We start from the raw sequence: 11242 nt of genomic DNA, 5'->3' as shown, positions 1-11242 counted from the left end.
CCAAGCTCGCCGGCGGCGTGCACCGCCTCGACGGCCAGTTGATGGTCGTTCTCGATATCGATCGCGTTCTCGAACTGGCGCCCAATGCCGCCATGGCAGCGTGATCTGCGCGTCCGGCAAGGAGACAAGAATGAAAACCTGTCTCGTGGTCGATGATTCCAGTGCCGTGCGGAAGATCGCGCGGCGCATTCTGGAAGAGATGGACTTCCAGATCACCGAAGCCGAGGACGGCGAGCAGGCGCTTGAGGCGTGCAAGGGCCAGATGCCCGATGCGGTCCTGCTCGACTGGAACATGCCCGTGATGGACGGCTACGAGTTCCTCGGCAATCTGCGTCGTATGCCAGGCGGCGATGGGCCAAAGGTGGTGTTCTGCACGACTGAAAACAGCATGGATCACATTTCGCGCGCGCTCCATGCCGGCGCCAATGAATACATCATGAAGCCGTTCGACCGGGACATCGTCACGGCAAAATTTCAGGAAGTTGGTCTGGTCGAAGAGCCTGACCTGAATCTCATTTGCTTGCCCTTGAGAGGCTCCCGTGACCCCGCCAGACTATGAGTACCTGCGCAAGATCCTGAAAGACCATTCCGGTCTCGATCTGTCCGCAGACAAGCAGTATCTGATCGAAAGCCGGCTGCTGCCGCTGTCGCGCAAATGCGGTCTGCCCGGCATCGTCGAACTCGTGCAGAGGATGAAGGGTGGATCGTCGGCGCTCACTGCGCAGGTGGTCGAAGCCATGACCACCAACGAGACCTTCTTCTTCCGCGACAAGGTGCCGTTCGAACATTTCCGCGAGACGATCATGCCGGAGATGCTGAAGGCGCGCGCCGCCCGCAAGAGCATCCGGATATGGTGCGCCGCGGGATCGACCGGCCAGGAGCCGTATTCGCTCGCGATGTCGCTGAAGGAAATGGGCGCGGCGCTTGCCGGATGGCGGATCGACATCGTCGCGACCGACCTGTCGACGGAGGTGCTCGAGAAATCGAAGTCGGGCATCTACAGCCAGTTCGAGGTTCAGCGCGGACTTCCGATTCAACTGCTTGTCAAATATTTCAAGCAGAACGGTGAATTGTGGCAGATCAATCCCGAATTGCGCGCCATGGTGCAGCATCGGCAACTGAACCTGCTGCACGATTTCTCCCAGCTTGGCGCCTTCGACGTCATCTTCTGCCGGAACGTGCTGATCTATTTCGATCAGGAGACCAAGGTCAACATTTTCGGCCGCCTCGCCAGGTCAATGGAAGGCGACGGCTTCCTGGTGCTGGGCGCGGCGGAAACCGTTGTCGGCCTGACTGACGTGTTCAAGCCGTTCCCGGACAAGCGCGGCCTTTATCGTCCGAGCGGGACGCGCGCAGCGTCGGCGGCGGGTGGCGCGGTCCCAAGGATCGCAGCAATGGCGGGACGGTGAGCCATGTCAGAGGACGGCAAGGGCGGAGAGCGAGTTACGTTCAGCCGGGGCTATGACGTCTGCCTCATGGCAATCGACGGCACATGGCGCCGGGACTGCCAGCTCAACTCGATCTCGGACACTGACGCCACGCTGACCGTGGAAGGCTCCATTCAGGGTCTCAACCTCAAGGAGTTCTTCCTGCTGCTGTCGTCGACCGGCCTCGCCTACCGGCGGTGCGAGCTCGTTCGCGTCAACGGTACGGAAATGGACATTCGCTTCCTGCGGGGCAAGCACGGCAAGAAGAAGTCGGGGACCTCGTCAAAGACCGAAGACGCGATGCATTAGGAACAATCGCGCCGCTCGGTTCGACTGGCGCAGTACTGAGATCGTCGGGCACGACGACGTTGCTGGAACCCTCGGGTTGTCATCGGCTGCGCGTGCAACGGCGCAACCTGTTGCATTCATAAGTGTGCCCATAGTTGCTTTTTAGGTGTGCGTTGCTACTTGTGCGCTAAGCTGTCGTCCCGTACAAATACGGTCCGGTATGGTGTTGAATACCGTTATCCGAGTGTGCGTCACAGTCAACCACGCATGGACGATGGAACATGGCTGAAAAAGCCGCCCGCGGCGAGATTTTCGTAGTCGATGACGACCCTGCCGTTCGCGACACGCTTTCGATGGTACTGTCGGCGGCCGGCTATCAGGTCATCTGCTTCGCCGACGGCGCCGCCTTGCTGGCGATTGCGCGAACGCGGACGCCGGCCTGCATCCTGCTCGATGTGCATATTCCGGGTAAATCGGGTCTCGACATTCTGAAGGAACTGCATGGTGAAGACTACCCGGCGCCGATCTTCATGATCTCGGGGCAGGGCGATATCGCCATGGCGGTCAGCGCCATCAAGAATGGCGCGCTGGACTTCATCGAGAAGCCGTTCCGCGGCAGCGAAATCGTGGCAAGGTTGGAAGAGGCGATCGAAGCCTATGCGCGCCGGCAGGCGCAAAACGCGCCGTCGCGCATTGCGACCATGCATTTTCCGGGGCGTGAGCCGCTCACGCGGCGCGAACGCGAGGTACTGGAGCAGTTCACGGCCGGCGCTTCCAACAAGGAAGCGGGGCGGCAACTTGGCATCAGCCCTCGCACGATCGAGGATCACCGCGCCAACATCATGAAGAAACTGGGCGCGCGCAACGCCGCCGACCTGGTCCGCATCGTGATGACCACCCAGCGGCAGGGCCAGGTGTAGGCAGCGGTCTGTAGGCAGAGGTCTGCCTTACCCGGCGAGCGCCTTGCGGATCATGATCGCCATGTCCGATTTGCGATAAGGCTTGGCGAGCAGCAAAACGCCCTCGTCGAGCCGGCCGTGATGAATGATGGCGTTCTCGGTATAGCCCGAGGTGAACAGGACCTTCAGCCCCGGGCGGACCTTCAATATACCGTCGGCAAGCTGGCGTCCGTTCATGCCGGGCATGATCACGTCGGTGAACAGGAGGTCGAAGGCGTGGCCGGCGTGAACCAGCGCAAGGGCTTCCGCCGCATTCGCCGCATCCAGCGTCACGTAGCCGAGCGAATGCAGTTGCGCCAGCACGTAGTCGCGCACCAGCTTGTCGTCCTCCACGACCAGGATCGTTTCGTGACCGCCCTCGACGGCGGGCGCCTGCGTCGAACCGGCCACCGGCAGTGTGCCCGTCGCTGGCGGCAGATACATCTTGATCGTGGTGCCGTGGCCTTCCTCGCTATAGATCATGATGTGGCCGGCCGATTGCTTGACGAAGCCGTACACCATGCTGAGCCCGAGGCCGGTGCCCTTGCCGGGACCTTTTGAGGTGAAGAAGGGATCGAACACCTTGTCGAGCATCGTGGCCGGAATGCCCGTCCCGGTATCGCTCACCGCGATCATGGCGTAGCGCCCGGGGCGCACGTCGCTGTTCATCCTCGCATAATTCTCATCGAGCACCGCGAAGCCGGTTTCGATGATCAGCTTGCCGCCATCGGGCATCGCGTCGCGGGCATTGAGGGCCAGATTGAGGATCGCGGTGGCGAGCTGGTTGGGATCGACGATCGCCGGACAGGTCTCGCCTTCGAACACCGATTCGATCTCGACATGCTCGCCAAGCGTTCGCTGCAGGAGCTTCGTGGTGTCGATGATCAGCATGTTGACGTCGGTCACCTTCGGCTCCAGCGGCTGCTTGCGCGCGAATGCGAGCAGTTGCTGGGTGAGGTCGGCGCCGCGCGAGGCCGCTTCATCGATCATCTGCGTGATCGCGGCGAGCTGCGGGTGGCCCTTGACGGCATCGGCGAGGATCTCGATCGTTCCGGTGATGACCGTCAGGATGTTGTTGAAGTCGTGTGCGATGCCGCCGGTGAGCTGTCCCATCGCCTCCATCTTCTCGGCCTGCCGGATCCTGTCCTCGGCGGCGATCCTGTCGGTGAGATCGCGGACGAATGCGTTGAACACGAAGCCGCTGCGCGTTTTCAGCGAGGCGATGCTCAGCTCCGCCATGATCTCCTTGCCATCGCGCCGCCTGATCGGCAGTTCGCGGCGAGGCTGGCGGACCACCTCGAGGCCGGACTGCAGGAAGGTTTGCAGGGCTATCCTGAGCGGCCCTTCGCCATCCTGGCGGCCCATCAGGTCGAACACGTTCCTGCCGAGCACCTCGTCGCGCGCCCAGCCGAAGATGTTTTCCGCCTGCGCGTTCCAGTCGCGGATGAGGCCCTTCTCGTCGATCTGGACGAAGGCATCGAGCGCGGTGTCGATGATGCCGCGCGCGAGCCGCTCGCTTTCGAGCAGCGTCTCCTGCGCCAGATGTGTCTCCGTCATGTCGCGTCCGACGTAAAAGAACCGCTTGGCCGGCTCCGACCACGCTCCGAGCCATGACAGTCGTACTTCGCGCCCGTTCTTGTGCAGGCCGCGGGTATCGGAAATCTTCTGGCGCAGCCCGCTCCGTGCCGCGCGCATTTCCAGCCGCGCGTTCTCGAGAAAGTCGGGGTGAATGAAGTCGGCCCCGCTGTGGCCGATCATTTCCTCCGGCCGATAGCCCAATATGGCTTCGCAGCTCGGGCTGACCTGCACCAGGAAACCGCGGGAATCCATCACCAGGATCAGATCCTGCGAGGTCTCGAAAATGCGCCGGAGCTCCTCGGTCTGCTGCCGCAGCACCTGCCTGGTCCTGTTGGCTTCGGTGATGTCGCGCGCCACCTTCGAGATGCCGATGATGGCACCCGACGGCGCCTTGATCGGCGAGATGACGAGCGAGACCTCGATCTGGCTGCCGTCCTTGCGCAGGCGGACGGTTTCATTCTGCTCGATGCGCTCGCCCCAGCCGATCCGGCGCAACGTGTCATGCACCTCGGGCAGGCGGTCTTTCGGAACGAGAAGGGTGATGTTCTTGCCTGTCGTTTCCGCAGCCGTATACCCGTACAGCCGCTCCGCGCCCGAGTTCCAGCCGGTGATGGTGCCATCGAGCGAGGTCGTTATGATGGCGTCGTTGGAGGACTCGACGGCCGCGCTGAACAGCTGCTCCCGTTCGGCGTGATGGTCGCGCGCCGCCACGGTGCGGCGATGCTCCTGCACCTCCTGCTGCAGCGCCGCGCTCTTGGCGTTGATCTCCTCGATCGCTTGCGCGAATGCGCGGGCGAGCACGCCGGTCTCGCCGCGGGCGTCGATCGGAATGGCGACCTTGCCCTTGCTGGCCGCACCTTGAACGGCCTCGGTCAGCCGGACGATCGGCCGCGTCAGCGACCGCGCGATCAGCAATGCCAGCACCGCCGCGCTCAGCACCGCGACGCCGCCGACCAGCAGCGAGGTATTCCTGATGCTTGCGGCCGGCGCCATGATCACGGCGTTGGGCGTGGTTTCGATCACGGCAATCCATTCGGAGCCGGCCAGAACCGTGGGAGCGAACGCAATCCCGTAGGATCGGGCGGCGTTGTCCAGAACGATATCGGCGCTGCCCTGCCTGGCCCCGGCCTGCTGCGCCAGTTCCGGGAAATCGGCCTTCCAGTTGGTGGGTTTGCCGAGCACCGCGCCGAACTCGCGCGAGCGATCGGGGTGAACGAGATAGTCGCCGGTCCGGTTGACCACGTAGATGGTCTCACCCGGCCACACCGCCGATCGCACACGGTCGAAGGCGCGCCGCAAGTCGACATTGATCAGGAAAATGCCGAACGGCTCGCCCTCATTTGTAAAGATCGGCGTCGCGACGCGAATGGTCGGCCGGTGCGCGTCCTCGATCTGGTCGTTGAGGCGGTCGAGATCAAGCGGGGAGACGTAGAGCTGCGTGGGCCCCAGCCGGATGGTCTGCTTGAAATAGTCGCGGTCGCCCCGCTGCTGCAGGTCCGATTCCGCGACGATCCTGACCGTGCCGTTCGGACCGTTGCGGTCGACGCGAACCAGCTCACGGCCGCCGTCGTCGAGACCGATGATCCGGAACATCGAATAGCTGGGCTTGGCCTCGAGTTCTGCGGCGAAACGCGTCGCTATCCGGTCACGCCAGGTCTTTTCGGAGACGCCATCGATCGGATCGGTACCGCCTGCCTTGTAGGCGCGGACCAGCCCGTTCAGCGCCACCGCGGAACGGAAGCCAATGACGTCTCCGGTCGCGCTGGAGGCGTAGTATTCCAGATCCGTCGCGATCTGCCGCGAATGCGTCTCGATGCGGTCGCGGGTACGCTGCAGGAGTGCCTGTTCAAGGTTGCGATAGCTCAGCCATCCGATCGCAGAAACCGCGATCGCAACCAGCGCAATCATCGCGATGGCCAGCCTGGTCGTGAGCGTCATGTCGGTGTTCGCCGCCTTCCGCTTCGGTCCGGCGACCCGCCGGACGAATCGGATGCTATGGCGCATTACGGGGAGGAAGCAACACCGGCAGCGCGCGAGCCGCGCCGGGCGGCTTCCAGGCAACCGGTGACGGCGGCCAGCAGGTCGGCAGGCCGGAACGGCTTCTGCAGGCTGGAAACGGCGCCGAGCTTGATCGCCATGGTCAGGAAGTCCGGGGCCGAATCTGCCTCGGGCGAGATCGGCCGTCCGGAGATGACGATGATCGGAAGCTGCGGCTGCTGCTGGCGGACCATCCGCATGGTCTCAAATCCGTCCATGCCCGGCATGAAGATGTCCAGGAACAACAGGTCGAATTCTCCGCTCTGGCACAGGGCCAAGCCCTTTCGCCCGTTATCCGCGGTGGCAACGCTGTGGCCGGCCCGTTCGAGCAACAGGCGGACGGTCATCTGGACCGCTGCATCGTCATCCACGACCAGTATTCTTGCCAAAGCAAATGTTCTCCGGGTCCCGCTGGAATCGGCTCAATGGCAAGGTTGCGAATTTTGCCGAATCCTCGTGTCGTCGCAACCGCGTCACCCGCGTGAACGTTCCGATCGTTTCGTTAAAAGCCGGTAAAATTCGCTGGTATCCGCATCCTGACGTGCAAACAAGGACGAAGGGGCAGGCGCGGGACCAATTCGCCGGCACGTCTTGCGCGCCGAGAGTCAGTTGCTGAGATATTCCGGGTAACGCGACCGAATTCGGGAAAGTTCGCTGAGCGTCCCGGACAAATGGGTGCGCAGATGCTTCTGGGCCGCCTCCGCTTCTCCCGCATCGATCGCCTTCGTGATCAGCTTGTGATGCCGCACGATGTCCTGGGCCTTGCCGGGAGAGGGCAGATGCATCCGGCGCAGCCGGTCGATATGTCCGCTGCGGCTGCGCACCAGCGACCAGATGTCCTGCTTGTCGGCAGCCATGTAAAGCTGGCTGTGGAACTCGTTGTCGGCGGTCATGAACTGCTCGAAGTCGCCGGCCTTCGCATGGTGCTGCTGGCGGACGATCGTGGCGTTGAGTGCCGCGACGAGGGCCTTGTCATGCTGCAGCGCGAGGGCGCGCACGATCTCGAGTTCGAGCGCCTGCCGCAGGAAATGCGCCTGCTGCGCCAGGCGGATGTCGACCCGGCTGACGACGGTGGCATATTGCGGGAAGACGTCGACCAGCCCTTCCTCCTCCAGCCGCATCAGCGCGTCGCGGATCGGCGTCGAACTGACGCCGAACTGGGCAGCCAGCGCCGCGCGCGACAATGGCGAACCCGGCGGCAGCTCCAGCGAGATGATCATGCCGCGAAGGCGTTCGAACACCTGCGGCGCGGCCTGGCGGTCGCGATCCAGCCGACCGGCGGAACGCGGGGCGCGGCGGGAGACGATTTGCGGAGAAGCCATCGGGCGGCCGGCCGTTGGAGAAAGGGCTTGCTTCAGATGCACTAGTACATTAGTGCATCTGCCTCAAAGCGTCAACGCGACGCCGGAGGAGATGCACAATGAAAAAACGCGCAATGAAAAGCCGGATGTGGAGCGCCTGCGCGGGCGCCGTTGCGATGCTGATGCTGCTGTCGGGTCCGCAGGCTTCGGCTCAGCAGAAATCGGAAGTCACGCTGTCGCGGCAGCCCGGCATCTTCTACATGCCCTCGCACATCATGGAAAAGAACAAGCTGATCGAGAAGCACGCGGCTGCTCTCGGCGTTCCCGGCGTCACCACCAAATGGGTCAATTTGAGCGGTGGCGGCGCGCAGACCGACGCGTTGCTCGCGGGCAGCGTCGATATCCTCAACACCGGAACCGGCAATCTCCTGTTGCTGTGGGATCGCACCCGCGGCGGCGTCAAGGGCATCGTCGCCACCTCGGCGCAGCCGATGACGCTGATCAGCCGCGATCCGAACATCAAGTCGATCAAGGATTTCGGCCCGAACGACAAGATCGCGGTGCCGACCGTGAAGGTCTCGACCCAGGCGATCGTGCTGCAGATCGCGGCCAGCGAAGCGTTCGGCGCCGACCAGTGGTCGAAGCTCGACCCCAATACCGTGCAGCTCGGCCATCCTGATGCCTATGTGGCGATGACCAATGCCCAGCACGAGGTGCGCAATCATTTTGCGATTCCGCCGTTCACCTTCCTCGAATTGAAGAATGTCCCCGGCGCGCATGTCGTGCTGTCGTCGCCCGACGTGATGGGCGGGCCGCTCAGCCAGGCGCAGTTCTTCACCACGACCAAGTTCGCCGACGCCAACCCCAAGATCGTGCAGGCGGTGCGCGACGCCACCAAGGAAGCGCACGACCTGATCCGCAGCGACACCAAGGCCGCGGTCGAGATCTACAAGGAAGTCACCGGCGACAAGACCAGCGTCGAGGACCTGCTGGCGTGGCTCAAGGAGCCCGGCATGATGGAGTGGAACCTGCAGCCGCAGGGCACCATGAAGTTCGCCGCCCATCTGCACAAGGTCGGCACGCTGAAGACCATGCCCAAGGCCTTCACCGACTACTATCTGCCTGTTGCCCACGACCTGAAGGGCAATTGATCGACATGACCGCGCTTCTCGACGTCAGCGACGTAACGCTGCGCTACAAGACTTCGAGCGCGGTGGTGACTGCGACCGAGCGGGTCAGCTTCTCGGTCGACCGTTCCGATCGCTTCGTGCTGCTCGGTCCCTCCGGCTGCGGCAAGTCGACGCTGCTGAAGGCGGTCGGCGGCTACATGAAGCCGAGCGAGGGCAAGATGCGGATCTCGGGCCGGGAGATATCCGAGCCCGGCGCTGACCGGATGATGATCTTCCAGGAGTTCGATCAGCTCCTGCCATGGAAGACGGTGCTGGAAAACGTGATGTTCCCGCTTCTGATGACGCGGAAGCTGCCGCGCAAGGACGCGGAGATGCGGGCGCGGGCCTATATCGAGAAGGTCAGCCTCACCCGCGTCGTCGATTCCTATCCGCATACGCTCTCGGGCGGCATGAAGCAGCGCGTCGCGATCGCGCGCGGCATGGCGATGGAGCCGGACATTCTCCTGATGGACGAGCCGTTCGCCGCGCTCGATGCGCTGACGCGGCGCACCTGCCAGGACGAATTGCTGCAGCTCTGGTCGGAGACCAGGTTCACCGTCCTGTTCGTCACCCATTCGATCGCCGAAGCGATCAAGATAGGCAACCGCATCCTGCTGCTGTCGCCGCATCCCGGCCGGGTCAAGGCCGAGGTGGTCGATGTCGACAAGGTTTCCGGCGAGGACGGCAGCGCGGCGCGGCTGGAGAAGCAGATCCACGACCTGCTGTTCGCCGACGCCGTCACGGCACATTAAGGGAGCGCGCGATGGGTGAGGCCAGAATTCTGCTGCGCGATGCCGCCGAACTGACGGCGGCGGTGCCGGCTGAGGTCGAGCGCAAGCTGACGGTGCCGGAGGTGTTGTGGAACGACGGCTTCGTTCGCAAGTCCGTGATCATCATCTTCCTCGCCGCGGCATGGGAAATCTACGGCACCGTTCTCGACAATCCGCTGCTGTTCCCGACTTTCCACGACACCATCCTCACCATGTTCGACAAGGTGCGCGACGGCACCATTCCCCTGCGCGCCTGGGCGTCGCTGAAGGTGCTGTTCATGGGCTATGCCGCCGGCATTGCGCTGGCCGCCATCTTCACCATCCTCGCGATCTCGACCCGGATCGGCACGGATTTTCTCGAGACCATCACCGCGATGTTCAATCCGCTGCCGGCGATCGCGCTGTTGCCGCTGGCGCTGATCTGGTTCGGGCTCGGCAATGGCAGTCTCGTTTTCGTGCTGATCCATTCGGTGCTGTGGCCGGTCGCGCTCAACACCCATTCCGGCTTCAAGAGCGTGTCGAACACGCTGCGCATGGTCGGGCGCAATTATGGCCTGCGCGGTCTTCCTTACGTGTTCCGCATCCTGATCCCGGCGGCCTTCGCCTCGATCCTCACCGGATTGAAGATCGGCTGGGCGTTCGCCTGGCGCACGCTGATCGCCGCCGAACTCGTGTTCGGCGTGTCGTCGGGGCAGGGCGGGCTCGGCTGGTTCATCTTCGAGAACCGCAACCTGCTGGATATTCCTGCCGTGTTTGCCGGCCTGTTGACCGTCATCATCATCGGCCTGATCGTGGAAAACCTGATCTTCCGCACGATCGAGCGCAACACCGTTCAGAAATGGGGCACCCAGTCATGACAGCCAGGAAGAACCCCGCCGACCTCCGCAGCGCGCGCTGGTTCGCGCCCGACGATCTCCGCGCCTTCGGCCACCGCTCGCGCGCGATGCAGATGGGTTACGCGCCGGAGGAGTGGAAGGGCCGGCCCGTCATTGCGATCCTCAACACCTGGTCAGATGCGCAGCCCTGCCACATGCACTTCAAGAGCCGCGTGGACGACGTCAAGCGCGGCATCCTGATGGCTGGCGGCTTTCCGATGGAGCTGCCGGCGCTGTCGCTGTCGGAATCCTTCCTGAAGCCGACCACCATGCTCTATCGCAACATGCTGGCGATGGATGCGGAGGAACTGCTGCGCGGCCATCCGGTCGATGGCGTGGTGCTGATGGGCGGTTGCGACAAGACCACGCCGGGCCTGCTGCTCGGCGCCACCAGCATGAACCTGCCGACGATCTATCTGCCGGCGGGGCCGATGCTGCGCGGCAACTGGAAGGGCAAGACGCTGGGCTCGGGCTCGGACGCCTGGAAATACTGGGACGAGCGGCGCGCCGGAAAAATCTCCGACAAGGACTGGGTCGACGTCGAAGCCGGCATCGCGCGCAGCTACGGCACCTGCATGACCATGGGCACGGCTTCGACCATGACGGCGATTGCAGAATCGATCGGCATGACATTGCCCGGCGCCTCCTCGATCCCCGCCGCGGACGCCGGTCACATCCGCATGGCCTCGGAATGCGGCCGCCGCATCGTCGAGATGGTGTGGGAGGATCTGACGCCGGAGAAGATCCAGACCCGCAAAGCGTTCGAGAACGCGATCACGGTCGCGATGGCGATGGGCTGCTCGACCAATGCGATCATCCATCTGATCGCGCAGGCCCGCCGCGCCGGCCAGGACATCGG

General features: G+C 63.6%; 11 protein-coding genes and 1 pseudogene. 9 read left to right on the top strand and 3 right to left on the bottom strand.

All coding sequences use genetic code 11. The features are described from left to right. From V7E26_RS26395 to V7E26_RS26375, 5 genes and pseudogenes are all read left to right on the top strand, one after another. Positions 1-104: pseudogene (locus tag V7E26_RS26395) on the top strand (chemotaxis protein CheW); the annotation flags it as partial. A gap of 26 nt (positions 105-130) precedes the next feature. Continuing rightward, positions 131-559 (top strand): response regulator, encoded by a 429-nt coding sequence (locus V7E26_RS26390; protein ID WP_324421956.1) that lies wholly within the window; start codon positions 131-133, stop codon positions 557-559. Continuing rightward, positions 540-1409, top strand: a complete 870-nt coding sequence (locus tag V7E26_RS26385; protein WP_324421954.1) for a CheR family methyltransferase — start codon at positions 540-542, stop codon at positions 1407-1409. Before V7E26_RS26390 ends, V7E26_RS26385 begins: the two co-directional genes overlap by 20 nt. 3 nt (positions 1410-1412) lie before the next feature. Beyond that, a complete protein-coding gene (locus tag V7E26_RS26380; RefSeq protein WP_324421952.1) occupies positions 1413-1736 on the top strand; it encodes a PilZ domain-containing protein in 324 nt (107 codons plus the stop codon). Positions 1737-1996: 260 nt separating this feature from the next. After that, a complete protein-coding gene (locus V7E26_RS26375; RefSeq protein WP_324421950.1) occupies positions 1997-2635 on the top strand; it encodes a response regulator transcription factor in 639 nt (212 codons plus the stop codon). 27 nt (positions 2636-2662) lie between these two features. Here V7E26_RS26375 and V7E26_RS26370 read toward each other — a convergent pair whose 3' ends face one another. The 3 genes from V7E26_RS26370 to V7E26_RS26360 all read right to left on the bottom strand — a co-directional run bounded on the left by V7E26_RS26370 (position 2663) and on the right by V7E26_RS26360 (position 7590). Then, positions 2663-6169, bottom strand: coding sequence for a PAS domain S-box protein (locus tag V7E26_RS26370; RefSeq protein WP_324421948.1), 3507 nt, complete (start codon positions 6167-6169; stop codon positions 2663-2665). A 65-nt stretch (positions 6170-6234) separates the two neighbouring features. Further along, complete coding sequence (locus V7E26_RS26365) at positions 6235-6657, bottom strand: response regulator (protein ID WP_324421946.1); 423 nt, start codon at positions 6655-6657, stop codon at positions 6235-6237. A gap of 216 nt (positions 6658-6873) precedes the next feature. Continuing rightward, a complete protein-coding gene (locus V7E26_RS26360; protein WP_324421944.1) occupies positions 6874-7590 on the bottom strand; it encodes a GntR family transcriptional regulator in 717 nt (238 codons plus the stop codon). A 125-nt stretch (positions 7591-7715) separates the two neighbouring features. Here V7E26_RS26360 and V7E26_RS26355 point away from each other — a divergent pair, with 125 nt between their 5' ends. The 4 genes from V7E26_RS26355 to V7E26_RS26340 all read left to right on the top strand — a co-directional run. After that, positions 7716-8720 (top strand): ABC transporter substrate-binding protein, encoded by a 1005-nt coding sequence (locus V7E26_RS26355; protein ID WP_442893486.1) that lies wholly within the window; start codon positions 7716-7718, stop codon positions 8718-8720. Between the two features lie 5 nt (positions 8721-8725). Next, positions 8726-9490, top strand: coding sequence for an ABC transporter ATP-binding protein (locus V7E26_RS26350; RefSeq protein WP_324421942.1), 765 nt, complete (start codon positions 8726-8728; stop codon positions 9488-9490). Positions 9491-9501: 11 nt separating this feature from the next. Then, on the top strand, positions 9502-10365 hold the full coding sequence (locus V7E26_RS26345; protein WP_324421940.1) for an ABC transporter permease: 864 nt from the start codon (positions 9502-9504) through the stop codon (positions 10363-10365). Beyond that, positions 10362-11242: dihydroxy-acid dehydratase domain-containing protein (locus V7E26_RS26340; protein WP_324421938.1), on the top strand; the 881-nt coding region annotated here is incomplete at its 3' end. The genes V7E26_RS26345 and V7E26_RS26340, both read left to right, overlap by 4 nt.

Source organism: Bradyrhizobium sp. (assembly GCF_036735945.1).
GTDB lineage: Bacteria > Pseudomonadota > Alphaproteobacteria > Rhizobiales > Xanthobacteraceae > Bradyrhizobium.
This window is presented reverse-complemented; position numbering and strand designations above follow the sequence as displayed.

Coding starts and splice junctions, on each gene's coding strand:
- V7E26_RS26390 (WP_324421956.1), top strand. CDS start 131: ATGAAAACCTGTCTCGTGGTCGATGATTCCAGTGCCGTGCGGAAGATC.
- V7E26_RS26380 (WP_324421952.1), top strand. CDS start 1,413: ATGTCAGAGGACGGCAAGGGCGGAGAGCGAGTTACGTTCAGCCGGGGC.
- V7E26_RS26375 (WP_324421950.1), top strand. CDS start 1,997: ATGGCTGAAAAAGCCGCCCGCGGCGAGATTTTCGTAGTCGATGACGAC.
- V7E26_RS26370 (WP_324421948.1), bottom strand. CDS start 6,169: ATGACGCTCACGACCAGGCTGGCCATCGCGATGATTGCGCTGGTTGCG.
- V7E26_RS26360 (WP_324421944.1), bottom strand. CDS start 7,590: ATGGCTTCTCCGCAAATCGTCTCCCGCCGCGCCCCGCGTTCCGCCGGT.
- V7E26_RS26355 (WP_442893486.1), top strand. CDS start 7,716: ATGTGGAGCGCCTGCGCGGGCGCCGTTGCGATGCTGATGCTGCTGTCG.
- V7E26_RS26350 (WP_324421942.1), top strand. CDS start 8,726: ATGACCGCGCTTCTCGACGTCAGCGACGTAACGCTGCGCTACAAGACT.
- V7E26_RS26345 (WP_324421940.1), top strand. CDS start 9,502: ATGGGTGAGGCCAGAATTCTGCTGCGCGATGCCGCCGAACTGACGGCG.